The sequence below is a fragment of the Variovorax boronicumulans genome (assembly GCF_009811375.1).
Lineage (GTDB): Bacteria > Pseudomonadota > Gammaproteobacteria > Burkholderiales > Burkholderiaceae_C > Variovorax > Variovorax boronicumulans.
The window spans coordinates 3,129,378-3,155,131 of record NZ_BKDH01000001.1 but is presented as its reverse complement, the minus strand read 5'-3'; the positions used below and the strand labels follow the sequence as shown (position 1 = coordinate 3,155,131).

Genomic DNA, 25,754 nt, shown 5'->3' with positions numbered 1-25,754 from the left:
CAGCTACTGGATGATCCCGTGGCGCACGGCATAGAGCACCAGCTCCGCCGTGCTGGCCACGCCCAGCTTGTCCAGGATGTTGCTGCGGTGCGTGCTCACGGTCTTCACGCTGATGAGCATCTCGTCGCCGATGGCCGTGAGCGACAGGCCCTTGAGCATCATCAACATGATCTGGTGCTCGCGCACCGTGAGCCGCTGGTGCGCGGGGCGGTCGTCGCGGCCTTCGAGCTGGCCGCTGACCTGCGAGGCGGCGCGCGCGCTGAGGTACTGGCCGCCGGCCGCCACGCAGCGGATCGCGCGCACCAGCTCGGCGGGCTCCGCGTCTTTCGCGATGTAGCCGCGCGCGCCGGCCTGGATGGCGACCAGCGCGTACTGCTCCTCGGCATACATCGACAGCATGAGCACCGGCAGCGCGGGCTGCAGCGCGCGGATCGAGGCCAGCACCTCCAGGCCGTTGCGGCCTTCCATGTTGATGTCCAGCAGCACCACGTCGAAGCGGCGCTGGCGCACCAGCTCGAGCGCCTCGGCGCCGTTGCCGGCCTCGGCGGTGGTGCGCAGGTCGGTCTCGTCGAGCAGCAGCCGCTGCAGGCCCGAGCGGAAGATCGTGTGGTCGTCGACCATCAGGATGTCGATCATGCGGGGCCGTTCTCCTGGTGCAGCGGCACGCTCAATGCGAGCCGCGTGCCCGCACCGGGTGCCGAGCGGATGTGCAGCTCGCCGCCGATCTCGCGCGCGCGCTCGCGCATGCTCAATAGGCCCAGCGCGCTGCCCTCGGGGGCATCGGCGTCGAAGCCGCAGCCGTCGTCGTGCAGCGCGAGCTGCAGGCGCTCGCGGTCCACGCGCAGCCGCACGTCGACGCGTTGTGCTTTGGAGTGGCGCGAGATGTTGGTCAGGCCTTCCTGGAAGATGCGGTAGACCGCCGTGGCGTGCTTGGGTGCGAGGCGCAGTGCGGGTGCGTCGGTGTCCAGCGCATGGGGCACGCCGGAGCGGCGCGTGAAAGCCTGCAGCTCGTTCGCGAGCGCCACCGACAGGTCGAGATGGTCGAGTGCGCTGGGGCGCAGTGCTTCGGACATCTGCTTGACCGTGTCGATGGTCTGCTGCGTGAGCGCGATCAAGTCCTGCGTGAGTGCCTGCACCTCGGGGTTGTCGGCGCGGCGCTGGATGCGCGTGACGTCCATCTTGATCGAGGTCAGCATGCCGCCGAGCACGTCGTGCACATCGCGCGAGAGTGCCAGCCGTTGCTCTTCGAGCTTGTTGGCGGTGTAGGCGGCCAGAGCCTGCAGCTGTTCGCGCGAGCGCTGGCGTTCTTCTTCGTTGCGCAGGCGGTCGGTCACGTCGACGCCCACGCCCATCACGGCCGGGCGGCCCCGGTGCTCGATGCGCGAGCCGTGGACTTCGACGAAGCGCACGCGCCCGTCGCGGTGCAGGCCGCGCGTGATGAAGTGCATGCTCGGCGGATTGCCCGCCAGCCGGATGCGGATGCGCGAGCGCACGACTTCCACGAAGTCGGGCGGCACGATCTCGGCCAGCGACATGCCGGTCATTTCCTCTGCGGTGTAGCCCACGATGGCGGCCCAGGTCGCGTTGCAGTAGACGAAGCGGTCGTCCTGGATCACGTAGATGCCCGCCACCGCCTGTTCGACGATGGTGTCGAAGGGCATGTCCTGCAGGCTCTCGCGGGCGGGTGCTGTCATGGGGGCGGGCGGTGGCGCGCTGCATGATAGGTCGCGGGCCGCGCCGCACGGCCGCGCCCGAGGGTTTGCGAGCAGCAGGGTTCCCCGTAGCGCTGGCCGGAAATGTCCGATGGCCGCCGCATGCGGTGCGCCGCCAAGATCGGGGCCCGCCTGCTTCAGGCTGCCCCACGGCCGGCGACGCCGGCAAGGACGACACGACGATGGTCTACCGCTGGCTTGCGCCTCTGCTCCTCATGCTCCTCGGCCTGCCGGGCCGCGCCGACGAGATCGTGGTGGGGCAGTCGCTGCCGCTGAGCGGGCCGCTCGGCGAGGCCGGGCGCAACGTGAAGGACGGCATCGACGCCTACCTGGCGCGCGTGCAACGCGACGGCCTGCTCGGGCGCCACAAGCTGGTGTGGCGCGCGCTGGACGACGGCTACTCGGTGGAGCGCCACACGCAGAACATCCGCCAGCTCGTGGTGCAGGACAAGGTCGATGCGCTGGGCCTGTCGGCCGGCACCTCGCACATCGACGCGGCCTACCCGACGATGCGCGAGGCGGGCACGCCGCTGATCGGCGCGATGACCGGCGCGTCGGCGCTGCACGGCGCGCAGCGCGCGCTCATCTACCACCTGCGCGCAAGCTACGCCGACGAGGTGCGCCAGCTGGTCGCACAGGCGGTGTCGGTGCGGCAGCGGCGCGTGTTCGCGGTCTGGCAGGACGACGGGCTGGGGCGCGACGCCTTTGCGGCGCTCGAGGTCGCGCTGCGCGGTGCGGGCATCGAGCTGGTGGGGCAACAGGGCGTGGCGCTGGCGCAGATGGACGGCGCTGCGCTGGCCGCGAGCGTGCGCGCGGCCAAGCCCGATGCGCTGTTCGCGCTGTGTGTGACACCGTGCGGGGTGAAGCTGCTGTCGGGACTGGCGGCGGAGAGTGGCATCGCACGGCCGACGCCGTACATGCTCTCGATCGTCAACGGCGAGGTGCTCGCCAAGAGCGTGGGGCCGGCGGCGCGCGGCACCGTGATCTCGCAGGTCATGCCCAACCCGCGGCTGGCGACCTCGCCGCTGGTGCAGCGCTACCAGCAGGACATGCGCAGCCACATGGGCCGCGACGAGTTCAGCTACTTTTCGCTGGAAGGGTACGTGGTGGCGATGGTGACGGTGGAGGCGGCGCGCTCGGCGCTGGCCGCTTCACCACGCCGCTCGATGCAGGACGCCATGAAGCTGATGCTGCGGCGTGAGATCGAGGGGATTCCGGTGTCGAGTGGCGACGATCCGGGTGTGCGTCCGCACCCCGTGACACTTTCAATGATCGGAAATGGCGGGCGGCTCATTCATTGAGGCTGAGCCGCCCTGAAGAAGATCAGCCGATCTCGGCGATCAGCTCGATCTCGACGCAGGCGCCCATCGGGATCTGCGCCACGCCGAAGGCGCTGCGTGCATGCGCGCCCTTTTCGGGGCCGAACACTTCGGCGAAGAACTCGCTGGCGCCGTTGGTCACCAGGTGCTGTTCGGTGAAGGTGCCGACCGAGTTCACGAGGCTCATCACCTTGACGATGCGCTTGACCTTGTTGAGGTCGCCCACGGCCGCGTGCAGCGTGCCGAGCAGGTCGATGGCGATGGCGCGTGCGGCCTGCTTGCCTTCGTCGGTGCCGATGTTGGCGCCGAGCTGGCCGACCCAGACCTTGCCGTCCTTCTTGGCGATGTGGCCCGACAGGAACACGAGGTTGCCGGTCTGCACGAAGGGCACGTAGGCGGCGGCAGGTGCAGACACCGGGGGCAGGGAAATGCCGAGGCTGGAAAGCTTGTCGTAAACGCTCATGGAGACTCCTGATCTGAGGATGGTGATGACGATGACGGGGGTGATTGTGTCTGTGTTTGCGCCGCCGACGCCGGCAGCTGCACCACTTCCCCCACGGGTTGCACGGTCACGCCGACATGCAGCGTGTGGCGCGCGCCGCCATGCAGCACGCCGCGCATCGGCGAGACGTCGGAGTAGTCGCGCCCGATGGCGAGCGTGACGTAGTCCTCGCCGGGCTGGCGGCCGTTGGTGGGGTCGAAGTCGGCCCAGTCACCCACGCTCTCGGGGCCTTCGCCCTCGCCGGGCAAATACACCGACACCCACGCATGCGAGGCGTCGGCGCCCACCAGGCGCGGCTGGCCCGGCGGCGGTTGCGTGAGCAGGTAGCCGCTCACGTAGCGCGCCGGCAGGCCCATGGCGCGAAAGCACGCGATGAGGATGTGGGCGAAGTCCTGGCACACGCCCTTGCGCTGCGCCAAGGCTTCGACGGCGGGGGTGTTGATCTCGGTGCTGTCGGCGTCGTAGGCGAAGTCGCGGTACATGCGCTCGGTGAGGTCCATCGCCACGTCGAAGGTGGGACGCTCGGGCACGAAGCTGGCGCGCGCGTAGGCGACGAAGTCGTCGTGACGCGGCACGTACGGCGAAGGAAACACGAACTCCGAGGCGGGGTCGAACGGTGCGTCCTTGCGAAAGCGGAAGCGCTCGCGCACGGTCTCCCAGGGCAGCTCGCGCGCCACGGCGGGCGAGAGCACGGGCGCCGAGGTTTTCACTACGCTCTCGGCCGTCACGATGAGGTGGTCGTGTGTGCTTTCGAGCGCGAAGAAGGCGCGCGTGTTGCCGTACAGGTCGGGCACCTCGTTGCGCTGCGCGGGCGCGGGATCGATCGTGAGCTGGTGGCTCACGAGCTCCTGCGAGGCGGTGGCCAGCGGGCGCAGGTGCGCCAGGTGCTGCGCCGTCTCGACCGCCGGCGCGTACGCATAGCGCGTTTCGTGGGTGACGTGCAGCAGCATCGCGCGGCTCGCTGTTTACTTGGATTCGGCGCCGAAGTGCGAGGCGTAGATCTTCGCGTAGGTGCCGTCGGCCTTGATGTCGGCCAGGCCCTTGTCGATCTTGGCCAGCAGCTCGGCGTTGCCCTTCTTCACGGCGATGCCGTACTGCTCGGTCGAGAAGCCGGCGTCGCTCACGGTCTTGAAGCCGCCGCCCGGGTTGTTGGCCAGGTAGTGGGCCACCACGCCGTTGTCGGCCACCACGGCCTGCACGCCGCCGGCCTCGAGCTCCTTGAGCGCCAGCGGCGTCGATTCGAAACGCTTGATGTCGGTGCTCGACTTGCCCAGCAGCTTGCCCACCACCTCGTCGCCGGTGGTGCCGTTCTGCACGCCGACCTTGAGCTTCTTGATGTCGTCGAACTTCGCGACCGTCGAATCGCTCTTCACCGCGATGAGCTGGCGGGCCTCGAAGTAGGGCTGCGAGAAGTCCATCGTCTGGCGGCGCTCCGGCGTGATGGTGATGGCCGACACCAGCAGGTCGCGGTCGCCCAGCTCGAGCGTGTTGAAGATGCCTTCCCACGGCGTGTTGACGAACTTCACCTCGATACCGGCCTTCTGCGCGACGGCCTTCACCACGTCGATGTCGAAGCCCACGACCTCGCCTTTTTCGTTCTGCGATTCGAAGGGCGTGTAGGCCGCGTCGGTGCCCACGACCAGCACGCGCGGCGCGGCGGCGGGCGGCGGTGCCGAAGCGGCCGCGGGCGCGGCGGGTTCCTGCTTGCCGCAGCCGGCGAGCGCGAGGCCGACCAGAAGGCTGGCGGCGGTCAGTGTGAGACGGCGGTTGAGGGCGATGCCGGACATGGAAATGCCTCCTTCGAAATATCGTTGTGTAGGTATGGAATCAGGCGCCGACGGAGCGCAGCGATTCCGAGGTGAGCGTGAAGTAGCGCGTGCCGATGGCGTCCGACACGTGGTACGCCGCCGTCTCGCAGGTGGCGAGCAGTTCGACCAGCGCGGGGTAGTCGGCGCCGGGGCCGACTGCGCACAGGTGTTCCAGCGTCCAGGTGGCCGGGTCGGGCAGCTCGTACGACAGGGCCGTGAGCTTGCCTGGTGCGCTGCCTGCGAGCCTTGCGATGCGACCGCGCAGCGTCTGCGTGACCCAGGCCAGCGAGCGCGGGTTCTCGGCGTCGAGCACCAGCAGGTCGACCAGCGTGGCGACGTCGCGGCGCTGCTGGTAGCGCGCATGGAAGGTGATGGTGCTGTCGAACAGCGCCACCATCGCCTCGAAGCCGCTCACCTCGTGCACGGCGCCGTTGGCGAAGCCGGCCTCGAGCGCGCTCGACAGGAAGCCCAACCGCTCGATGTGGCGGCCGATCGACAGCAGCCGCCAGGCGTCGTCGCGCGTCATGCGGTCGGTCTGCGCGCCGGTCATGGCGGCCAGCGCGGTGCTGGCGGATTCGAGCGCGCGCAGGGCGGCGCTGGCGGCAAAGCTGCCTTCGCCGGCCTGCTCGGCCGCGCGCCGCAGGAAGTCGCTTTCGGCGCGCACGATCTGGTTCCAGTTGTCCTGCGACAGCCGTTCGCGCACGGCCGCCGCAGCCTGCCGGATGCTGCGCAGGCTGTAGCCGACGCTGCCGCCGTGGTCGACGTCGCCCAGCTCGGCGATCAGTGCGCGTTCGAACACGCGGCGTGACTGCGGCGCGCTCGGCGCCTCGGCGGGCACGAGCGCGTTGCGCACCGCCATGCGGTGCAGCCATTCGAGCAGCGGGCGCGAGGACTGGTCTTCGCTGCCCAGCAGGTTGAGCGTGAGGCGCGCCAGGCGCACCGCATTCTCGGCGCGCTCGGTGTAGCGGCCGAGCCAGAACATGTTCTCCGCCGCGCGGCTGGTGACCGGCGCGCGGTGCCGCGCGAGCGAGGCCGGTGTGGCGTGCGGCTGCAGCAGCGTGGTGCGGTCGACCTCGCCGTGCGTCTGCACCCAGACGTCGGCACTGCTGCCACCGCGCTGCATCGAGGCGATTTGTGCGTCGGGGCCCGCCAGGCGCGCCAGCCCGCCGGGCAGCACGCGCCACGACTGCGGGCCGTCGCTCACCGCGAACACGCGCAGCATCAGCGCGCGCGGCGCGATGTGGCCGGGGCCGAGGTCGCTGGCCCAGGTCGGCATCTGCGACAGCGGCAGGTAGCCCTGCACCGTGTGGACGTCGCCCTCGCGCACGATGCGGCCCGCCCATTCGTCGATTTCGCGGCGGCCGAGCTGGCTGCCGAACACGGCATCGAAGCTGGAGCGCCCCTGGAAGCCGGGGTAGGTCGGCTTGATGGCGCTCTCGCCCAGCTGCGGCAGCACCGCCTCGAGCGCGGCGCGCTCGCCGCACCACCAGGTCGGCAGCGCCGGCAGCTTGAGTTTTTCACCGATGAGCCGCAGCGCCAGCCCCGGCAGGAAGCCCAGCAGCGCTGGCGACTCAAGGAAGGCCGAGCCCGGCATGTTGGCCACCAGCAGGTTGCCCGCGCGGATCGCCTGCAGCAGGCCGGGCACGCCGAGCGTGGAGTCGGGGCGCAGCTCCAGCGGGTCGAGGAACTGGTCGTCGAGCCGCTTGATGAGGCCGTGCACCGGGCGCAGGCCTTGCAGCGTCTTGAGGTACAGGCGCTGGTCGCGCACCGTGAGGTCGCTGCCCTCGACCAGCGTCAGGCCGAGGTAGCGCGCCAGGTAGGCGTGCTCGAAGTAGGTCTCGTTGTACGGACCGGGTGTGAGCAGCGCGATGTGCGGCGGCGAGCCCGAGGGGCACATGCGCTGCAGGCCTTCCATCATGGCGCTGTAGGTGGCGGCCAGCCGCTGTACCTGCAACGCCTCGAAGGCCTGCGGAAACTGCCGCGTGATCGCCAGGCGGTTCTCCAGCAGGTAGCCCAGGCCCGAAGGCGCCTGCGTGCGCTGCGAGACCACCCACCAGTTGCCGTCGGGGCCGCGCGCGAGGTCGAAGGCGGCGATGTGCAGCCAGGTGTCGCCCGCCGGCTTCACGCCGTGCAGCGCGCGCAGGTAGCCGGGGTGGCCGCGCACCAGCGCCGGCGGCAGCAGGCCCTCGGCCAGCAGCTGCTGCGGGCCGTAGGCGTCGGCCATCACGCGGTCGAGCACGCGCACGCGCTGCTGCACGCCGGCCTCGATCTGGGCCCAGCTCTCGGGCGAGACGATCAGCGGGAACAGGTCGAGCGACCACGGCCGCTGCGGGCCGTTGGCGTCGGCGTACACGTTGTAGGTGACGCCGTTGTCGCGGATCTGCCGCTCCAGGCTGACCGCGCGCCGCGGCAGGTCGTTGATGCCGCCGGGGCCGAGCTGTTCGAAGAAGGCGTTCCAGGCGGGGGTGAGCGGAGGCTGGTCGCTGGAGGGTGAAGGTTCCTGTGCCTGTGATTGCGAGGACGACTGTGACTGGGACTGCGATTGCGACGGGGTCGGTCGCTCCTCGGCGGCGTCGTACAGCAGCGGGGCCGCGGCGGGCGCCGGGGCCGCGCCCGCCACCGGCCGCGAGGGCGCCGCGGGCGTCGCCTGTCCCCGCAATTCGTCGAAATGCCCAGGCAGGGCCGCCGGCGCGAGCGAAGACGCCAGCGCCGCCGGATGCTCCGGGGCCTGGGCGTCGAACAGGGATTCGTTCAGGGGTTCCACAGGGGGGAGATTGTCACATCACCGTCACCGGGGCCTCCGCGCACCGTCTGGCGAGGCGAAATGAAGGCGTTGAGGGTCCGAACATGAATAGCGGTAGCCATAATCAAAAAAACCAATCCATCTCTTCACATGAGCGCGGCATCCCCCAACTCACCGCTGCAACCACATATCGAGAGCCGCATCCTGTCATTGCGAGAGCAGCGCGTGATGCTGGATTCCGATCTGGCAGTGCTCTACGACGTGCAGACCAAGGTGCTGGTGCAGGCGGTCAAGCGCAATGCCGAGCGCTTCCCGGCCGATTTCATGTTCCAGCTTTCGCCCGAGGAGTGGGCGGCTTTGAGGTCACAAACTGTGACCTCAAACACCGGCCGCGGCGGCCGACGCACGGCACCCTACGTGTTCACCGAGCAGGGCGTGGCGATGCTGTCCTCGGTGCTCGGCAGCCCGCGCGCCATTGCGGTCAACATCGAGATCATGCGCACCTTCGTGCGGGTACGGGCGCTGGTCACCACGCACCAGGACCTGGCCAGGCGTTTGAGCGAGCTGGAAGAAAAGACCGAGCTGATCGACATGCGGCAGGAATCGTTCAGCAGCAACACGCGCAACCAGCTGCGCCAGGTCTTCGATGCCATCAAGGCGCTGACGACACCACCCGATCCGCCCAGGCGGCCCATCGGCTTTGTGACGCCCGATGAGAAGAAGGCTCCGAAGGCGCGCGGCAAGCAGTAAGCGCCCCGCACGAACAGAGCCCACCTCGATCCTCAGCGCCGCAGGTCCAGCGTGAACGGAAACTCCCGGCTGCCCGGCAGCTCGATGGTGGCCGGCGGCGTGCGCAGCAGGCCCGGGGTGTGGCCGGTGCGCGTGAAGCGCGAGTGGCGGCGGCTCTCGGCCTCGTAGGCGTTGACGGGGAAGGTGTCGTAGTTGCGGCCGCCCGGGTGGGCGACGAAATACTGGCAGCCGCCCAGCGAACGCTTCATCCAGGTATCGACGAGGTCGAAGGTCAGCGGTGCGTGGGCCGGAATGCTGGGGTGCAGCGCCGAAGGCGGGTTCCAGGCCTTGTAGCGCACGCCGGCCACGAACTCGCCGGTCACGCCCGTGGGCTGCAGCGGCAGCACCTTGCCGTTGACGGTGACGACGTGGCGGCTTTCGTTCAGGCCGGTCACGCGCACCTCGATGCGCTCCAGCGACGAGTCGACATAGCGCACCGTGCCGCCGGCCGAGCCTTCCTCGCCCATCACGTGCCACGGTTCGAGCGCGTTGCGCAGCGACAGCTCCACGCCCATCGATTGCATCTGGCCCACGAGCGGGAAGCGGAACTCGAAGTGCGGCGCGAACCAGTCGGCATCGAAGGCAAAGCCGGCTTGGCGCATCTCGCTGATGACGTCGTCGAAGTCCATCTTGACGAAGGTCGGCAGCAGGAAGCGGTCGTGCAGCTCGGTGCCCCAGCGGGTGACGGGCGCCTGGTAGGGCGCGTCCCAGAAGCGGGCGACCAGCGCGCGGATCAGCAGCTGCTGCGCGATGCTCATGCGCGCATGCGGCGGCATTTCGAAGGCGCGCAGTTCCAGGAGGCCGAGGCGGCCGGTGCTGGAGTCGGGCGAGTAGAGCTTGTCGATGCAGAACTCGCTGCGGTGCGTGTTGCCCGACACGTCGATCAGGATGTTGCGCAGCGTGCGGTCGACCAGCCACGCGGGCATGTTCTGGCCGTAGATCTCGCGGTTCTTGGCGATCTCCTTCAGCGCGATTTCCAGCTCGTAGACCTGGTCGTTGCGCGCCTCGTCCACGCGCGGCGCCTGGCTGGTCGGGCCGATGAACATGCCCGAGAACAGGTAGCTCAGCGACGGGTGGTTGTGCCAGTACAGCAGCAGGCTGGCCAGCAGCTCGGGCCGGCGCAGGAAGGGGCTGTCGGCTGGCGTGGCGCCGCCCATCACGAAGTGGTTGCCGCCGCCGGTGCCGGTGTGGCGGCCGTCGGTCATGAACTTCTCGGCCGACAGGCGCGTCTCGAACGCGGCGTTGTAGAGGAACTCGGTGTGGTCGACCAGTTCCTTCCAGTTGTGGGCCGGGTGGATGTTGACTTCGATCACGCCCGGGTCGGGCGTCACGGCCAGCATCTTCAGGCGCGGATCGCGCGGCGGCGGATAGCCTTCCATCACGATGCGCACGCCCAGTTGCTGCGCGGTGGCTTCGACGGCAGCGACGAGGTCGAGGTAGTCCTCCAGGCGCGCCAGTGGCGGCATGAAGACGTAGAGCACGCCCGAGGCGCTGCCCTTTTTCTCGGCCGCGGGGCCGTTGGCGCGGCGCGGGTCGCGCACCTCGACGCACAGCGCGGTGCGCGTGACCCAGTGGGCCGATTCGCCGCGCAGCGGTTGGCGCGTGGCCGGTGTAGCCGCATCAGCAGGAGCAGCTGCATCGCCTTTCGCCGCATCGCCGGGGCTTTGCATGCGCAGCGACGCGGCCACCACGGGCGGCGCGCCGAAGGTGTAGGGCACCTCGCCCAGGTCGGCGCCGGCGACCGGGGTGGCGGTGGCATAGCGCGCGCGGTAGTCGGACGCGCTGGGCAATGCGGCGCGCGGCGCGGTCGGATCGCGCTCGATGAGATACGGGTAGTCGCCCTTGCTGGCCCACGGCTGCGAGTCGAGCGGCAGGCGGTAGCCCATGGGCGAGTCGCCCGGGATCAGGAACAGGCGGTCGTCGCGCAGGAACCAGGGGCCGGTCTTCCAGCCGGGGCCGGCGAGCGCGGGCGTGTCGCTGTTGGCGTTGCCGGGCTCGATGGGCAGCATGTAGCCGATCACCGCGTCGAGCTTCTGCGTGAACACGCGGCGCAGGCGCACGCGTTCGAGTTCGTCGTCCAGCTTGGAGTCGAAGGGGTCGACGTTCACCGGCAGGCGGCGTTCGCGCCACAGGTAGTAGTAGGTGTCCTCGTAGCCGGGCTGGATGTAGCGCTCGGTGAGGCCCAGCTTGTGCGCCAGCACGGTGGTGAAGCGGCGCGCGTCCTCGCTCGTGTAGTGCGTGGGAAAGCGCTCGTCGGCGAACAGCTCGGGGTCGTGCCACAGCGTCTGGCCGTCGGCGCGCCAGAAGATCGACAGCGCCCAGCGCGGCAGCTGCTCGCCCGGATACCACTTGCCCTGGCCGAAATGCAGGAAGCCGCCCTGGCCGTACTCGGCGCGCAGCTTGTGCACGAGCTCGGTGGCGTAGCCGCGCTTGGTGGGGCCGAGCGCGTCGGTGTTCCATTCGGGCGCGTCGCGGTCGCTGGTGGCCACGTAGGTGGGCTCGCCGCCCATGGTCAGGCGCACGTCGCCGGCCACAAGGCGCGCATCGACCGTGTCGCCGAGCGCGAGCACCTCGGCCCATTGTTCTTCGGTGTAGGGCTTGGTGACGCGCGGCGATTCGTAGATGCGCGTGACCTTCATCTCGTGGCTGAACTCGACCTCGGACTCGTCGACGCCGCCCTCGATGGGCGCGGCGCTCGACGGCGTGGGCGTGCAGGCCAGCGGGATGTGGCCTTCGCCGGCCAGCAGGCCCGAGGTGGCGTCCAGACCGATCCAGCCGGCGCCCGGCAGGAACACCTCGCACCAGGCGTGCAGGTCGGTGAAGTCGACCGTGGTGCCGCTGGGGCCGTCGAGGGCCTTCACGTCGGGCGTGAGCTGGATCAGGTAGCCCGACACGAAGCGCGCGGCCAGGCCGCAATGGCGCAGCAGTTGCACCAGCAGCCAGCCCGAGTCGCGACACGAGCCGCTGCCGTTGCTCAGCGTTTCTTCCGGCGTCTGCACGCCGGGCTCCATGCGGATGAGGTAGCTGACGTCCTTTTGCACCTGCTGGTTGATGCCGACCAGGAAGTCGATGGTGCGCTGTTCCTTGCGCTCGATCTTGTCGAGGTAGGCCTGCAGCAGCGGCGTGGGCTTCTCGGTGACGAGGTAGGGCGCCAGCTCTTCGGCCTGCGAGGCCGTGTACTTGAAGGGGAAGTTCTCGGCCTGCGGCTCCAGGAAGAAGTCGAAGGGGTTGTAGACCGCCATCTCGACCACGAGGTCGACCGTGACCTTGAACTCGCGCGTCTTCTCGGGGAACACGAGCCGCGCCTGGTAGTTGGCGAACGGGTCCTGCATCCAGTTGACGAAGTGCTCGGCCGGTTCGACCCGCAGCGAGTACGAGATCACATTGCTGCGGCAATGGGGCGCGGGGCGCAGTCGCACGACTTGCGGGCCCAACTGCACCAGGCGGTCGTATGTGTAGTGGGTGACGTGGTGGAGTGCGGCGTGGATGGACATGCGTAGGGGCGTGCAGTGCAGCGAGGTTGCATCGAAAAGATGTCTCTGGTGAGACGCATACTAGCCCAGTTGCCAAGCAATTAACGCGCCATCGAGCGTGGGTTGGGGGAGGGTTTGCATCATGGATTCCGGGGTGTCGGGAGGGCAGTCGCGGCGTGCGTCCGAGGCTGTCGCGGGTGGGTCGGGGGCCTTCGTTGCGCTGGGCGGCACGCTGCTCGGCGCGGCGGTGCAGCTGCGCCAGCCGCTGCTGTGGGCGGCGGGTGTTTACGTCGCGTTGCTGCTCGTGGGGCTCGGCGGCGGATGGCTGTTGTGGCGGTGGCGTGGGCCTCGGCTGCTCGTGCTGATGCTGTCGCTGGCCTGCGGTGCGATGGCCGGCGCGAGCCTGGCTGGATGGCGCGCTACGGCTTACGCGCAAGGGGCGCTGGAGCCGCAGCTCGAAGGACGCGACCTGCGGCTCACGGGCGTGGTCTCGCAGATGCCACAACCCGGCGAGATCGGAACGCGCTTCCGTTTCGACGTGGAGACGGCGCAGTGGGCCGAGGCCCTGCCTGACGCTGCGCCACCGACGGTGCCGTCACGCATCGCGCTCGCCTGGTACGGCGAACACAGCGGCGTATGGGAGCAGCCTGTCGAGCGGCGTGCGTCCGTCGCACGCACCGTGGGCGAGGTGCACGCCGGCCAGCGCTGGCAACTGACCGTGCGCCTGCGCGCGCCACACGGCAACCTCAATCCGCATGGCTTCGACAGCGAGCTGTGGGCGTGGGAGCAGGGCGTGCATGCCCAAGGCCACGTGCGGGCCGGGGCGCGCGACCCCGCGCCGCGCCTGCTGGGTACGACGTGGCTGCACCCGATCGAGCGGGCGCGCGAGGCCGTGCGCGATGCCGTCTTCGCCCGCGTGGACGATCGGCGTCAGGCCGGCGTGATCGCCGCGCTCGTCACCGGCGACCAGGGCGCCATCGACCGCGCCGACTGGGACGTGTTCCGCGCCACCGGCGTGGCGCACCTGATGTCGATCTCGGGCCTGCACATCACCTTGTTCGCGTGGTTCGCAGCGCATGTCGTGGGCGCGCTCTGGCGGCGCAGCAGCCGGCTCATGCTGCGGCTGCCCGCGCAACAGGCCGCGCTCGCCGGCGGCGTGCTGCTGGCCGCGCTCTATGCGCTCTTCAGCGGCTGGGGCGTGCCCTCCCAGCGCACGGTCTGGATGCTCGCGGCCGTGGCGCTGCTGCGCCTGACCGGCCGGCGCTGGCCATGGCCGCACGTCTGGCTGCTGACGGCGACGGTCGTGGTGGCCGCCGATCCGTGGGCGCTGCTGCAAGCCGGCTTCTGGCTCAGCTTCGTGGCGGTGGCGGTGCTGTTCGCCTCCGCGACGGCTGTGCAGGGCGAGGGCAGGGTGGGCGCGCTCACGCGGCTGAGTCGCTTCTTCCGCGAGCAATGGACGATCACGCTGGCGCTCACGCCGTTGAGCCTGCTTCTGTTCCAGCAGGTGTCGGCGGTCGGGCTGGTGGCCAATGCGCTTGCGATCCCGTGGGTGACGCTGGTGATCACGCCGCTGGCGATGCTCGGCGTGGCGGTGCCGCCGCTGTGGGACGTGGCCGCCGGGGCGGTGAAGCTGTTCGCGCTGCTGCTGCAGGCGCTCGCCGGCCTGCCGTTCGCCACGCTGTCGATGGCCGCGCCGCCGCCGTGGCTGGCCGCAAGCGGCGTGGCGGGCGGCGTGCTGCTGGCGATGCGCCTGCCGTGGTCGGTGCGCGCGCTTGGCCTGCCGCTGCTGTTGCCGGTGCTGCTGTGGCAGCCGGCGCGACCTGCGGTGGGTGAGTTCGACCTGCTCGCCGCCGACATCGGGCAGGGCAACGCGGTGCTCGTGCGCACCGCCACGCACAGCCTGCTGTACGACGCCGGCCCGCGCTACGGGCTCGACAGCGACGCGGGCCACCGCGTGCTCGTGCCGCTGCTGCGCGCACGCGGCGAACGGCTCGACCTGCTGTTGCTGAGCCACCGCGACATCGACCACACCGGCGGCGCACCCGCCGTGCTCGCCATGCAGCCGCAGGCGGCACTGCTGAGCTCCATCGAGGCCGGGCACCCGCTGCAGGCGCTGCGCCCCGCGCGCCGCTGCGAGGCCGGGCAGCGTTGGACCTGGGACGGCGTCGACTTCGAGGTGCTGTTTCCCTATGACAGCGACTACCTCGGCTTCACGCGGCCCAACGCCGTGTCGTGCGTGCTGCGCATCGGCAACGGCCGCGCCACGGTGCTGCTGGCCGGCGACATCGAGCGCCTGCAGGAGGCCGCGCTGGTGTCGCGAACGCCTGGGCTTGCGGCCGACGTGCTGCTGGTGCCGCACCATGGCAGCAAGACCTCGTCGAGCGAGGTTTTCCTGGACGCCGTGCGCCCGCGCATCGCGCTCGTGCAGGCCGGCTACCGCAGCCGCTTCGGCCACCCCGCGCCCGAGGTGGTGGCGCGCTACGTCGAACGCGGCGTTCAGGTGGTCGACAGCCCGCGCTGCGGCGCCGCCCACTGGGCAAGCCAGCTGCCCGCCGAGCTGAAGTGTGAACGCGCGCACGACCTGCGCTACTGGCGTCACCGCATGCCATGAAGGTCCGAAACGCGAAATGCCCTCGCATCGGGCCCAAACCTAGGGCTTCTACTGGCCTCGAACTTGCTAAGCTATGGCTCAAGGAGATTGGTCGTTCCATGCACAAATTCGACGAGATGTATGAGCAGCTCCCCTATGCGGGCGCTGCAATCCGACAGCACTACAAGCGCTACGACCAATGGCTTGCGAAGCAACCCGGTGAGGTGATGCGATCGCGGCGTGAAGAGGCGGAAATGATTTTCCGCCGGGTCGGCATCACCTTCGCGGTGTACGGCGCCAAGGACGAGGACGGCTCCGGCACCGAGCGGCTGATCCCGTTCGACCTGCTGCCCCGGATCATTCCCTCCCACGAGTGGGAGAGCATGGAAAAGGGGCTGGTGCAACGTGTCACGGCGCTCAACCGCTTCTTGTACGACGTGTACCACGACCAGGAAATCATCAAGGCCGGCATCATCCCGGCCGAGCAGATCCTGAACAACGCCCAGTTCCGTCCCGAGATGATGGGCGTGAACGTGCCGCACAACGTCTACTCGAACATCTCGGGCATCGACATCGTGCGCGCCCCCGATGCCCAGGGCAACGGCGAGTACTACGTGCTCGAAGACAACCTGCGTGTGCCCAGCGGCGTGAGCTACATGCTCGAGAACCGCAAGATGATGATGCGGCTCTTCCCGGAGCTCTTCAACCAGAACCGCATCGCGCCGGTCGCTCACTACCCCGACTTGCTGCTCGAAACCCTGCGCGCCAGCGCGCCGCCGGCCACGGCCGAGCCCACGGTGGTGGTGCTCACGCCCGGCATGTACAACAGCGCCTACTTCGAGCACGCCTTCCTGGCCCAACAGATGGGCGTGGAACTGGTCGAGGGACAAGACCTGTTCGTCAAGGACGACTTCGTCTACATGCGCACCACGCGCGGCCCGGTGCGGGTCGACGTGATCTACCGCCGCGTCGACGACGACTTCCTCGACCCCGAGGTGTTCCGCCCGACCTCCACCCTCGGCTGCGCGGGCCTCATGCGCGCCTACCGCCAGGGCAACGTCGTGATCTGCAATGCCGTGGGCACCGGCGTGGCCGACGACAAGTCGATCTACCCCTACGTGCCGAAGATGGTCGAGTTCTACCTCGGCGAGAAGCCGATCCTGAAGAACGTGCCGACCTACATGTGCCGCAACAAGGACGAGCTGCAGTACACGCTCGACAACATGAAGGACCTGGTCGTCAAGGAGGTGCACGGCGCCGGGGGCTACGGCATGCTCATCGGCCCGGCTGCCACGCAGGCCGAGATCGAGGACTTCAAGAAGGCCGTCATCGCCAAGCCCGACGGCTACATCGCCCAGCCTACGCTGAGCCTGTCGACCTCGCCGACCTTCGTCGACGCCGGCATTGCGCCGCGCCACATCGACCTGCGTCCCTTCGTGCTCTCGGGCAGCGAGGTGCAGATGGTGCCCGGCGGCCTCACGCGCGTGGCGCTCAAGGAAGGGTCGCTGGTGGTCAACTCGTCGCAGGGCGGCGGCACCAAGGACACCTGGATTCTCGAAGCGGACCGCACGGCCAAGCCGAAGGCGGCCACGCAGTCGCAAAGCCAATCGCAGTAGGAGCACCCACGATGCTGTCCCGCACCGCAGACCACCTCTACTGGATGTCGCGCTACACCGAGCGCGCCGAGAACACGGCGCGCATGCTCGACGTCAACTACCAGACCTCGCTGCTGCCGCAGTCGGCCGAGGTTGCCAAGTACGGCTGGCAGGGCGTGCTCTCGATCAGCGAATTGCTGCCCTGGTACAGCAAGAAGTACGACCAGATCACGCCCAACGAAGTCATGGAGTTCATGGTCAAGGACGAGAGCAATCCGTCGTCGATCGTCTCCTGCCTGAAGGCCGCGCGCGAGAACGCGCGTGCCGTGCGCGGCGCGCTCACCACCGAGGCCTGGGAAACGCAGAACACCACCTGGCTCGAAGTGAACCGCATGCTGCGCGCCGGCGACTTCGAGCGCGACCCGGGCCAGTTCTTCGAGTGGGTCAAGTTCCGCTCGCACCTGTCGCGCGGCGTCACGCTGGGCACCATGCTCCAGGATGAGGCGTTCTACTTCTCGCGCCTTGGCACCTTTTTGGAGCGTGCCGACAACACGGCGCGCCTGGTCGACGTGAAGTTCCACGCGCTCAACAGCGAGTTCTTCGGCGCCGCCACCGAGGAAGACCAAGAGTACGACTTCTATCACTGGAGCGCGATCCTGCGCAGCGTCTCGGCCTTCGAGGTCTACCGCAAGGTGTACCGCGACGTGATCAAGCCCGAGCGCGTGGCCGAGCTGCTCATTCTTCGCGCCGACATGCCGCGCTCGCTGCACGCCAGCCTGGTCGAGGTGGTCAACAACCTCGCCAAAGTGCAGAACGAGCAGAGCGCCGAAACCCAGCGCCGCGCCGGCAAGCTGCTGGCCGACCTGCAGTACGCACGCGTCGACGAGATCCTGGCGACGGGTTTGCACGCCTACCTCACGCAGTTCCTCGATCGGGTGAACGAGCTGGGCGGGCGCATCAGCCAGGACTTCCTGGTGCCGGCGCACTGACGACGCATCGAATCGACGTCCTGCGGGCCCGGGCCGGCCCCGGGACCTCGCGCACCCGGCGGTAGCATTCGAGTTCGATCTCGATCCAAGTTGCTGACCGCAGGGAGTTTCCATGAAGAAGAAATCAACGCTTGCCTGCAATGGCAAGTGGAGGGCCGCCGCCTGGGCGGCCGCAGTGCTGCTCGCCGGCTGCGACCAGTCCGCACCGCCGACAAAACAAGCCTCCTCGCCCCAGGCGTCGACGGCCGTCGTCGTCGATGCCGCCACCGGATTGCGCTGGCTGCGCTGCGCCCTGGGGCAGACCTGGCAAGGTGGCCGTTGCGTCGGCGAGGCCGAAGCCCTGAGCCTGATGGACGCGCAGGAGCGCGTGCAGGCGCTCAACGCCAAGGGCCATGAAGGCATTTCGCAATGGCGGCTGCCGACCATCGTGGAGCTGGCGGCGCTGCGGCGTTGCGACCATGGCCTGGTCGACGAGACCTTCACGCTCGAGTTGAGCCCCGAACGGGAGCCCGTCACCGTGCCTCGTTGGTGCGCCCGCGAAACCTCCGTTCCCACCATCGACAGCGCACGCTTTCCCGATACGCCGCTGCGCAAGTTCTGGTCGGGCTCGGGCAGCGAGGCCGCGCAGCACTTCTATGCCGTGGACTTCAGCAATGCATGGATCGGCCAGAACGAGGCGGCCGAGGCCACCCACGCCGTGCGGCCGGTGGCCGATCGCTGACCTTCAGCTACTTCTACTTCGAGAACGACTCGACGGTCACCGGAATCTCCGGCGCCTGCCACTGGTAGGCATCGCCCAGCACATTGCGCTCGGCCTTCTGCCCGCTCCAGCGGATGCCCAGCAGGTCCATCAGGCTCCAGCCGGCCCAGTCCGCGCGAAAGGGCTGCTGCGTGGTGGCGCCGGTGGGCAGCGGCTCGCGGTTGCGCCAGACGACGGCCGGGATGCGGTAGCCCGAGGCGGTCGCGGGGCTGTGGCCTGCGCGGTCGCTGCCGTGGCCGACTTCCTGGCCGTGGTCCGACAGGTACATCCAGGCGCGGTAGTCGTCCGGCTTGCCGGTGCTGCGGGTCTGCTGCAGCAGCTCCGACACCACGAAGTCGTGGTACAGCAGGGCCGCGTCGTACTCCTGGCGGAAGTGGCGCACCCAGGCCGAGCGGCCGTCCTTCACGAGGCCGTTCTCGACCGCGTCGACGCTGTCGTCGAAGGGGTTGGCGTTCTCGGGAAAGCGCAGGCTGTAGTGCGGGTGCGCGCCCATCAGGTGGACCACGATGAGCTTGCGCTCGGTGCTGGTGTCGGCAAAGGCTTCCTGCACGCAGTCGAGGATCTCGCCGTCGAGCGAGGCGCTGGCGCGGCCCGGCGTGCGGTTCACCATGTCGACCACGTCGGCGTAGCGCGCGTGCTGCTGCTCGATGGCGAGGTCGTCGTGGTTGCTGATCCACCAGACCTTGTAGCCGGCGGCGCGCGCCAGGGCCAGCAGGTGGGGCGGGCTGTCGCCGTTCCCGCTGTTCCCGTCGTTTCCATTCGCGGGCTGGCCGAAATGGAACATGTTGCGCAGCGCGGGCAGGGTGCTCGCGTCCACCGACCACGCGTTGCGCAGCACGGCCATGCGGTCGCCTTCCTGCGCCTTGTGCGCCTGCAGGCGCGGCGTGGTCGGGCGGCCGTAGCCGTACAGGCCCATGTTGTCGCGGTTGATGCTGTCGGTGATGACGAGCACGACGGTGGACGGTCCCTCGCGCGTGATCACCGGGGCGATCTGCCGGGCCTGGGCCATCTGCGCATCGCGGGTCTTTTCCTGGTCGGCCCAGGCGGCGCGCTGGTCGTGCAGCGACTGCGACCACTGGGTCCAGAAGACGACCGGGTGCAGCCGGCGCCAGGGTTTGCTCACGTAGGCGACGCAAGCGGCGAGCAGGATGAGGAGCAGCAACGAGCGCGCCCAGAACGGCCGCCGCGCACGCGGCGCCATGGCACCGCGTCGCGCGAACAGGCCTGCCAGCAGGCCCGCCGCCACCAGCGCGGCCGACCAGACGACGGCGGAGCGCCAGTGCATGCGCAGGTACTCGGCGCTTTCCCGCGCGTTGGTGTTGGCCGCGGCGCCCAGCACCATGGCGCTGTCGGGCGCGGCCTGGTAGGTGTCGAGCAGGTAGGCGCGGACCACGGCGTCCAGGCCGAAGCCCATGACCCAGAGCCACACGAGCGCCGTGCGCCAGCGCCGCAGGCGTGCGCTGTGCAGCGGCCACAGCAGCCAGAGCACGGGCGGCGCGGCAAGCACCGCAAGCTGGGCGATGCGGCGGCCGTCGTGGCCCAGCGCGATCAGCGCCAGCAGCGTCGCGCCGACCACGCCGCAGGCCAGCAGGGCGCTGGAGGGAGGACGCGGGGCGTCGGTGGCGGGATGTGTCAAGCGCGGCGCGGGGAGTCGAGGGGCGGCCGAATTCTGCCCCGCACCCTGCGGCCACGCGTCCAGTGTCCCGACCCTCGCGGGGTCTTTGGAGTGCGGCTCAGGGATATCCCCGCGGAACTTATCGGCGCTCAGCGTCCCAGAGGGGGCTTCGACCGGCATTTGCCGGACCTCTTGTGTCTTCTCGAAAGGAACCCTCGCCCCATGGCCCGATTCAGCCGCCGACTGCCCGCGCTCCTGCTCGCATTCTTCTTCTCGTGGATGGTGCTGCCGTCCGCCTTTGCCGCGCAGCCGCAGATGGTCAGTGTCGCGGTCAAGACCCTGAACATGCGTACCGCCCCCAGCCAGCGCGCCGAGGCGCACTGGACGGTGAGCCGGGGTTATCCGCTGCGCGTGATCGGCCGCAAGGGCGACTGGCTGCGCGTCACCGATTTCGAGAACGACAAGGCCTGGGTCTTCCGTTCGATGACGAGCAAGACGCCGCACCACGTCGTGAAGGCGAAGACTGCGCAGTTGCGCCGCGCGCCCGGCGCGCGCAGCCCGGTCGTGAAGAAGGCCGTGTACGGCGACGTGCTGCGCACCCTCGAGCGCCGCGGCGACTGGGTGAAGGTGCGCCACGAAGGCGGCGCCACCGGCTGGGTGCTGAAGCGCTCCCTCTGGGGCTGGTGAAGCCCAGGGCGCTCAGGTCGCTGTGGCCTGGCGCACCGCGCGCTCCCAGCGCGCCATCGATTCCTCGGCCTGCGCGCGGCCCATGGTCGGCATGAAGCGGCGCTCCACCTTCCACAGCTTGGAGAGCTGGCGCGCGTCGGTGTAGACGCCGGTCGACAGCCCCGCGAGGTAGGCCGCGCCCAGCGCGGTGGTCTCGACCACCTCGGGCCGCACCACCGGGATGCCCAGCAGGTCGGCCTGGAACTGCATCAGCAGGTCGTTCACGCTCGCGCCGCCGTCCACGCGCAGCTCGGCCACGGGCTTGCCGCCCGCGGCCACGGCGTCGCGGCTCATGGCCTGCAGCAGCGCGGCACTTTGGTACGCGATGCTTTCCAGCGCGGCGCGCGCGATGTGCGCGACCGTGGTGCCGCGCGTGAGCCCGGTGATCGTGCCGCGCGCGTCCGCGTCCCAGTAGGGCGCGCCCAGGCCGGTGAAGGCCGGCACCATCATCACGCCGCCGGCGTCGGGCACGCTCTCGGCGAGCGACTGCACTTCGGCGCTGCCCTTGATGGCCTTGAGGCCGTCACGCAGCCACTGCACCACGGCGCCGCCGACGAACACGCTGCCTTCCATCGCGTACTGCGGGGTCGCGTCGACCTGCGCGGCGCTGGTCACGAGCAGGCCGTTGTGCGAGGGCTGGAACGCGCCGCCCGTGTGCATCAGCAAAAAGCAGCCGGTGCCGTAGGTGTTCTTGGCCATGCCGGCCTCGAAGCAGGCCTGACCGAAGAGGGCGCTCTGCTGGTCGCCGGCCACGCCGCCGATGGGCAGCGCGTGGCCCAGCAGCGCGGCGTCGGTGTCGGCAAAGTGCGAGCTCGAGGGCTGCACCTTCGGCATCAGCGCGGCGGGGATGTCCAGCGCCTTCAGCAGGTCGGCGTCCCAGTCGTTCGTGTGCACGTTGAAGAGCATCGTGCGCGAGGCGTTGCTCACGTCGGTCACGTGCACCTTGCCGCCGGTGAGCTGCCACATGAGCCAGCTGTCGACCGTGCCGAAGGCCAGTTCGCCGCGTTCGGCCTGGGCGCGCGCGCCGGGCACGTTGTCGAGCAGCCAGCGCAGCTTGGTGCCCGAGAAATACGCGTCGATCACCAGGCCGGTCTTTTCGCGGATGGTGTCGCTCAGGCCCTGCTCGCGCAGCTGCGCGCACAGGGGCTCGGCGCGTCGGTCCTGCCAGACGATGGCGTGGTGCACGGGCTGGCCGGTGGTGCGGTTCCACAGCACGGTGGTCTCGCGCTGGTTGGTGATGCCGATGGCGTGAATGTCGGCGGGCTGCAGCTTCGCCTTGGCCAGCACCTCGCGCGCGGTGGCCAGCTGGCTGCGCCAGATTTCCATCGGGTCGTGCTCGACCCAGCCCGGCTGCGGGTAGATCTGCGTGAGTTCCTTCTGGGCGATGGCGACGATTCGGCCTTCGCGGTCGAACACGATGCTGCGCGAGCTGGAGGTGCCCTGGTCCAGGGCAAGCAGGTAGGTGGTCATTCGATGAGTCTGATGGGGTTCAGTTGTCGCGCGCGATCTCGAGGCGCACCTGCGCGGCGTGCAGCAGGTCGGGGAAGGGCGGCGGCGGCGCGGCGTCGGTGAACAGGCGGTCGATCTGCGAGAGCGTGCCCAGCTGGATCATGGCCGGCCGGTTGAACTTGCTCGCGTCGGCCGCCAGCCACACCTCGCGCGCCTGGGCAATGATGGTCTGCGCGACCTTCACCTCGCGCAGGTCGAAGTCGCGCAGCGAGCCGTCGGCCTCGATGCTCGACACGCCGATGAGCGCGATGTCGACCTTGAACTGGCGGATGAAGTCGATGGTGGCCTCGCCCACCACGGCGCGGTCGCGCGGGCGCACCGAGCCGCCGGTCACGATCACCTCGCAGGCCGTGTTGCCGCTCAGGATGGTCGCCACGTTCAGGTTGTTGGTGATCACGCGCAGGCCCGTGTGGCGCATCAGCGCCTTGGCGATGGCCTCGGTGGTGGTGCCGATGTTCAGGATCAGCGAACAGTCGTTGGGCACCAGCTCGGCCACGCGGCGCGCAATGCGCGCTTTTCCGTCGGCATTGAGCGTTTCGCGCTGCTGGTAGCCGATGTTCTCGGTGGTCGAGCTGGGCACGCGCACGCCACCGTGGAAACGCGTGAGCAAGCCCGCATCGGCCAGCCGCTGCACGTCGCGCCGCACGGTCTGCAGCGTGACGCCCAGCATGTCGGCGAGCTGTTCGACGGTGACCGAACCGCGCGCGCGCACGGTGTCGAGGAGGTTGATCTGGCGCGGGTTGGAGTTCACAGAGGCGTCGTGGAAAGCGGAAAGACTGGGGTCGAGGGTACAGGCCGCGTCACTTTAAAACGAAAGAAAACGAAGCCGAGTAAGGGAAAACTCGGAGGAAAATCGCGCCAAAAGGAATACAAATGAAAAAACGCGAAAATACAATCTCGGCCTTTGCTGACAAAAGTCACGAACCTACGGACCTCCAGCCTGTGACCGATTTCTCCTCTCCAGCGGCCGAACCCGCCACCGATTGCGATGTGCTGATCGTCGGCGGTGGCATCAACGGCTGCGGCATTGCGCGCGACCTCGCCGGCCGGGGCTGGCGCGTGGTCCTGTGCGAGAAGGACGACCTGGCCTCGCACACCTCGTCGTCTTCCACCAAGCTGATCCACGGTGGGCTGCGCTACCTCGAGTACTACGAGTTCTCGCTGGTGCGCAAGGCGCTGCAGGAGCGCGAGGTGCTGCTCAAGAGCGCGCCGCACATCATGTGGCCGCTGCGCTTCGTGATGCCGCACGACCCCTCGATGCGCCCGGCCTGGATGATCCGCATCGGCCTGTTCATGTACGACCACCTGGCCAAGCGCGAGGTGCTGCCGCCGTCGCGCGGCATCGACCTGCGTCAGCACCCGGCCGGCGCACCGCTCAAGGCGCAGTACAAGCGCGGCTTCGTCTACTCCGACGGCTGGGTCGACGACGCGCGGCTGGTGGTGCTCAACGCCATCGACGCGCGTTCGAAGGGCGCCGAAGTGCTTACGCGCACGCGCTGCATCCATGCGCAGCGCGGCGCCGACGGCTGGGTCGCCACGCTCGAAGGCCCCGACGGCGCGCACCGCACCGTGCGCGCACGCGCCGTGGTGAACGCGGCCGGCCCGTGGGCCGAATCCTTCCTGCGCGGCGTGGCCCAGTCGGCGCGCGGCGAGGCGCTGGCCACCAAGAGCCTGCGGCTCGTGAAGGGCAGCCACATCATCGTGCCGCGCCTGTTCGACCACGACCACGCCTACATCTTTCAGAACCCCGACAAGCGGATCATCTTCGCCATCCCCTACCAGGGCGCGTTCACGCTGATCGGCACCACCGACATCGAGATCAGCGGCGACGACCCCGGCGGCGCGCGCATCGCGCAGGAAGAAATCGACTACCTGTGCACCCAGGCCAGCCGCTACTTCGACAAGGCCATCGTGCCGGCCGACGTGGTCTGGACCTACTCGGGCGTGCGCCCGCTGCTGGACGACGCCTCGGGCGACCCGTCGGCCGTCACGCGCGACTACCTGCTCGAGTCGAACACCACCGCCGCGCCGCTGCTGTCGGTGTGGGGCGGCAAGATCACGACCTTCCGCAAGCTGGCCGAGGACGCGGCCGACGAGGTCGGCAAGATGCTCGGCCAGTCGAACGCCCAGCGCCCGGCCTGGACCGACGGCGCCTTCCTGGCCGGCGGCGACCTGTCGGCCTGGATCGGCGCGCCCAAGCGCCCCGACGACGACTTCGCCCGCTTCGTGGCCGCCGTGCAGGCGAAGTACCCCTGGCTCGACGCCCAGGTCGCGCTGCGGCTGGCGCGCGGCTACGGCGCACGCGTGGCCGAACTGGTCGGCGAGGCGCAGTCGCTGGCCGACATGGGCGCCGAGGTGGCGCCCGGCCTGTACGAGCGCGAGCTGCGCTTCTTGCAGGCGCGCGAATGGGCCGTGAGCTCGGACGACGTGCTCTGGCGCCGCACCAAGCTCGGCCTGCACTACACGCCCGCCGAGCGCGAGCAGGTGGCGATCTGGCTGCAGGCCAACGCAAAGAACAACAACGACACCGTGGAAGTGGAGGTGAGCTGATGCAGCTGACTCTGGAGCGCGTCACCAAGAAGGTCGGCGCGCAAACCTGGCTCTACGAGCAGAGCATTGCGCCCAAAAGCGGCGCGGTGACCGTGCTGCTCGGCGCCACGCAGGCCGGCAAGACCAGCCTGATGCGCCTCATGGCCGGGCTCGACACGCCCAGCACCGGGCGTGTGCTGGTGGATGGCAAGGACGTCACCGGCACGCCGGTGCGCGAGCGCAATGTCGCGATGGTCTACCAGCAGTTCATCAACTACCCCTCGCTCAAGGTGGCCGACAACATCGCCTCGCCGCTGAAGCTGCGCGGCGAGTCGAACATCGACGCGCGGGTGAAGGCGCTGGCCGACAAGCTGCACATCGGCATGTTCCTCGACCGCTACCCGCAGGAGCTGTCGGGCGGCCAGCAGCAGCGCGTGGCGCTGGCGCGCGCGCTCGCCAAGAACGCACCGCTCATGCTGCTCGACGAGCCGCTGGTCAACCTCGACTACAAGCTGCGCGAAGGCCTGCGCGAAGAACTCACGCAACTCTTCGCCACCGGCGACTCGACCGTCATCTACGCCACCACCGAACCCGGCGAAGCGCTGCTGCTGGGCGGCTACACGGCCGTGATGGACGCCGGCGAGCTGCTGCAGTACGGCCCGACCGCCGAAGTGTTCCATGCGCCGCAGTCGCTGCGCGTGGCGCGCGCCTTCAGCGATCCGCCGATGAACCTGCTGGCGGGCACGGCGGCGGCCGGCCGCGTGCAGCTCGCGGGCGGGCCCGCGCTGACGCTGGCCCTGCCTGACAGCGTGTCGGGCGCGGTCACCGTCGGCCTGCGCGCGAGTGCCTTGAACGTGAACGCGGGGGAGGGTGACATCGCCTTGCCCGGCAAGGTGGAGCTGGCCGAAATTTCGGGCTCCGACACCTTCGTGCACGTCGATACCGCGGTGGGCGAATTGGTGGCGCAGCTCACCGGCGTGCACCGCTTCGAGCTGGGCGCTTCGATCACGCTGTACTTCAGCGCATCGCAAGCCTATGTGTTCGATGCCAGCGAAAAGCTGGCGCTCGCGCCGGCATGGCGCAAAGGAAGCTAGT

The 25,754-nt window shown here is 69.3% G+C and carries 19 protein-coding genes; 9 read left to right on the top strand and 10 right to left on the bottom strand.

Going from position 1 to position 25,754, the window contains the following annotated elements; genetic code table 11:
* Positions 1-3: 3 nt before the first annotated feature.
* The gene (locus tag VHAB30_RS14440; protein WP_062476788.1) at positions 4-636 is read right to left on the bottom strand and encodes a response regulator; all 633 of its coding nucleotides are present in this window, start codon (positions 634-636) and stop codon (positions 4-6) included.
* Positions 633-1,694, bottom strand: a complete 1,062-nt coding sequence (locus tag VHAB30_RS14435; protein ID WP_159277474.1) for a sensor histidine kinase — start codon at positions 1,692-1,694, stop codon at positions 633-635. The genes VHAB30_RS14440 and VHAB30_RS14435 overlap by 4 nt, the downstream gene beginning before the upstream one ends.
* A gap of 125 nt (positions 1,695-1,819) precedes the next feature.
* Between VHAB30_RS14435 and VHAB30_RS14430 the strand changes: the two genes are divergently transcribed.
* Entirely contained in the window at positions 1,820-3,013 is a 1,194-nt protein-coding gene (locus VHAB30_RS14430) for an ABC transporter substrate-binding protein (RefSeq protein ID WP_159277473.1), read from the top strand.
* Between the two features lie 22 nt (positions 3,014-3,035).
* Here the strand turns inward: VHAB30_RS14430 and VHAB30_RS14425 are convergent, their stop codons facing one another.
* From VHAB30_RS14425 to VHAB30_RS14410, 4 genes are read right to left on the bottom strand one after another with little or no spacing between them, the layout of a single operon-like run.
* Positions 3,036-3,494 carry a RidA family protein gene (locus tag VHAB30_RS14425; protein ID WP_062476784.1) on the bottom strand — a complete coding sequence of 153 codons (459 nt, stop codon included), beginning with the start codon at positions 3,492-3,494 and terminating at the stop codon, positions 3,036-3,038.
* Complete coding sequence (locus tag VHAB30_RS14420; protein WP_159277472.1) at positions 3,491-4,483, bottom strand: transglutaminase family protein; 993 nt, start codon at positions 4,481-4,483, stop codon at positions 3,491-3,493. Before VHAB30_RS14420 ends, VHAB30_RS14425 begins: the two co-directional genes overlap by 4 nt.
* A 15-nt stretch (positions 4,484-4,498) precedes the next feature.
* Positions 4,499-5,320 carry a basic amino acid ABC transporter substrate-binding protein gene (locus VHAB30_RS14415; RefSeq protein WP_062476778.1) on the bottom strand — a complete coding sequence of 274 codons (822 nt, stop codon included), beginning with the start codon at positions 5,318-5,320 and terminating at the stop codon, positions 4,499-4,501.
* Positions 5,321-5,360: 40 nt separating this feature from the next.
* Entirely contained in the window at positions 5,361-8,105 is a 2,745-nt protein-coding gene (locus VHAB30_RS14410; protein ID WP_159277471.1) for a circularly permuted type 2 ATP-grasp protein, read from the bottom strand.
* Positions 8,106-8,234: 129 nt separating this feature from the next.
* Between VHAB30_RS14410 and VHAB30_RS14405 the strand changes: the two genes are divergently transcribed.
* Entirely contained in the window at positions 8,235-8,834 is a 600-nt protein-coding gene (locus tag VHAB30_RS14405; protein WP_095947346.1) for an ORF6N domain-containing protein, read from the top strand.
* Between the two features lie 32 nt (positions 8,835-8,866).
* On the opposite strand, the gene VHAB30_RS14400 is transcribed toward VHAB30_RS14405, so the two are convergent.
* Positions 8,867-12,367: a transglutaminase family protein gene (locus tag VHAB30_RS14400; RefSeq protein ID WP_159277470.1), complete on the bottom strand. Its 3,501-nt coding sequence runs from the start codon at positions 12,365-12,367 to the stop codon at positions 8,867-8,869.
* 121 nt (positions 12,368-12,488) lie between these two features.
* On the opposite strand from VHAB30_RS14400, the gene VHAB30_RS14395 reads away from it, so the two are divergent.
* The 4 genes from VHAB30_RS14395 (at position 12,489) to VHAB30_RS14380 (ending at position 18,241) form a co-directional block, all read left to right on the top strand.
* The gene (locus VHAB30_RS14395) at positions 12,489-14,957 is read left to right on the top strand and encodes a DNA internalization-related competence protein ComEC/Rec2 (RefSeq protein ID WP_159277469.1); all 2,469 of its coding nucleotides are present in this window, start codon (positions 12,489-12,491) and stop codon (positions 14,955-14,957) included.
* A 98-nt stretch (positions 14,958-15,055) separates the two neighbouring features.
* Positions 15,056-16,552: a circularly permuted type 2 ATP-grasp protein gene (locus tag VHAB30_RS14390; RefSeq protein WP_062476766.1), complete on the top strand. Its 1,497-nt coding sequence runs from the start codon at positions 15,056-15,058 to the stop codon at positions 16,550-16,552.
* Positions 16,553-16,563: 11 nt separating this feature from the next.
* Positions 16,564-17,520, top strand: a complete 957-nt coding sequence (locus tag VHAB30_RS14385) for an alpha-E domain-containing protein (RefSeq protein WP_062476763.1) — start codon at positions 16,564-16,566, stop codon at positions 17,518-17,520.
* A 112-nt stretch (positions 17,521-17,632) separates the two neighbouring features.
* Positions 17,633-18,241: an Lcl C-terminal domain-containing protein gene (locus VHAB30_RS14380; protein ID WP_082818172.1), complete on the top strand. Its 609-nt coding sequence runs from the start codon at positions 17,633-17,635 to the stop codon at positions 18,239-18,241.
* A 13-nt stretch (positions 18,242-18,254) separates the two neighbouring features.
* Here VHAB30_RS14380 and VHAB30_RS14375 read toward each other — a convergent pair whose 3' ends face one another.
* Positions 18,255-20,075, bottom strand: a complete 1,821-nt coding sequence (locus tag VHAB30_RS14375; RefSeq protein WP_159277468.1) for a sulfatase-like hydrolase/transferase — start codon at positions 20,073-20,075, stop codon at positions 18,255-18,257.
* Positions 20,076-20,117: 42 nt separating this feature from the next.
* Here VHAB30_RS14375 and VHAB30_RS14370 point away from each other — a divergent pair, with 42 nt between their 5' ends.
* Positions 20,118-20,582 carry an SH3 domain-containing protein gene (locus VHAB30_RS14370; RefSeq protein ID WP_095744792.1) on the top strand — a complete coding sequence of 155 codons (465 nt, stop codon included), beginning with the start codon at positions 20,118-20,120 and terminating at the stop codon, positions 20,580-20,582.
* Positions 20,583-20,594: 12 nt separating this feature from the next.
* Here the strand turns inward: VHAB30_RS14370 and glpK are convergent, their stop codons facing one another.
* Together glpK and VHAB30_RS14360 are read right to left on the bottom strand one after the other, a co-directional pair.
* The gene (gene glpK, locus VHAB30_RS14365; RefSeq protein WP_159272363.1) at positions 20,595-22,091 is read right to left on the bottom strand and encodes a glycerol kinase GlpK; all 1,497 of its coding nucleotides are present in this window, start codon (positions 22,089-22,091) and stop codon (positions 20,595-20,597) included.
* Positions 22,092-22,110: 19 nt separating this feature from the next.
* Positions 22,111-22,881, bottom strand: coding sequence for a DeoR/GlpR family DNA-binding transcription regulator (locus VHAB30_RS14360; RefSeq protein ID WP_159277467.1), 771 nt, complete (start codon positions 22,879-22,881; stop codon positions 22,111-22,113).
* A 122-nt stretch (positions 22,882-23,003) separates the two neighbouring features.
* Between VHAB30_RS14360 and glpD the strand changes: the two genes are divergently transcribed.
* Positions 23,004-24,680, top strand: coding sequence for a glycerol-3-phosphate dehydrogenase (gene glpD / locus VHAB30_RS14355; protein ID WP_159277466.1), 1,677 nt, complete (start codon positions 23,004-23,006; stop codon positions 24,678-24,680).
* Positions 24,680-25,753 (top strand): ABC transporter ATP-binding protein, encoded by a 1,074-nt coding sequence (locus VHAB30_RS14350; protein ID WP_159277465.1) that lies wholly within the window; start codon positions 24,680-24,682, stop codon positions 25,751-25,753. The genes glpD and VHAB30_RS14350 overlap by 1 nt, the downstream gene beginning before the upstream one ends.
* The last annotated feature ends 1 nt before the right edge of the window (position 25,754 follow it).

Excerpts from the sequence above, each read along its gene's own strand:
- VHAB30_RS14385 (WP_062476763.1), top strand. The coding sequence starts at position 16,564 with ATGCTGTCCCGCACCGCAGACCACCTCTACTGGATGTCGCGCTACACC.
- VHAB30_RS14380 (WP_082818172.1), top strand. The coding sequence starts at position 17,633 with ATGAAGAAGAAATCAACGCTTGCCTGCAATGGCAAGTGGAGGGCCGCC.
- VHAB30_RS14390 (WP_062476766.1), top strand. The coding sequence starts at position 15,056 with ATGCACAAATTCGACGAGATGTATGAGCAGCTCCCCTATGCGGGCGCT.
- VHAB30_RS14370 (WP_095744792.1), top strand. The coding sequence starts at position 20,118 with ATGGCCCGATTCAGCCGCCGACTGCCCGCGCTCCTGCTCGCATTCTTC.
- VHAB30_RS14400 (WP_159277470.1), bottom strand. The coding sequence starts at position 12,367 with ATGTCCATCCACGCCGCACTCCACCACGTCACCCACTACACATACGAC.
- VHAB30_RS14420 (WP_159277472.1), bottom strand. The coding sequence starts at position 4,483 with ATGCTGCTGCACGTCACCCACGAAACGCGCTATGCGTACGCGCCGGCG.
- VHAB30_RS14405 (WP_095947346.1), top strand. The coding sequence starts at position 8,235 with ATGAGCGCGGCATCCCCCAACTCACCGCTGCAACCACATATCGAGAGC.
- VHAB30_RS14435 (WP_159277474.1), bottom strand. The coding sequence starts at position 1,694 with ATGACAGCACCCGCCCGCGAGAGCCTGCAGGACATGCCCTTCGACACC.
- VHAB30_RS14375 (WP_159277468.1), bottom strand. The coding sequence starts at position 20,075 with ATGCCGGTCGAAGCCCCCTCTGGGACGCTGAGCGCCGATAAGTTCCGC.
- glpK (WP_159272363.1), bottom strand. The coding sequence starts at position 22,091 with ATGACCACCTACCTGCTTGCCCTGGACCAGGGCACCTCCAGCTCGCGC.
- VHAB30_RS14440 (WP_062476788.1), bottom strand. The coding sequence starts at position 636 with ATGATCGACATCCTGATGGTCGACGACCACACGATCTTCCGCTCGGGC.
- VHAB30_RS14425 (WP_062476784.1), bottom strand. The coding sequence starts at position 3,494 with ATGAGCGTTTACGACAAGCTTTCCAGCCTCGGCATTTCCCTGCCCCCG.
- VHAB30_RS14395 (WP_159277469.1), top strand. The coding sequence starts at position 12,489 with ATGGATTCCGGGGTGTCGGGAGGGCAGTCGCGGCGTGCGTCCGAGGCT.
- glpD (WP_159277466.1), top strand. The coding sequence starts at position 23,004 with ATGAAAAAACGCGAAAATACAATCTCGGCCTTTGCTGACAAAAGTCAC.
- VHAB30_RS14415 (WP_062476778.1), bottom strand. The coding sequence starts at position 5,320 with ATGTCCGGCATCGCCCTCAACCGCCGTCTCACACTGACCGCCGCCAGC.
- VHAB30_RS14350 (WP_159277465.1), top strand. The coding sequence starts at position 24,680 with ATGCAGCTGACTCTGGAGCGCGTCACCAAGAAGGTCGGCGCGCAAACC.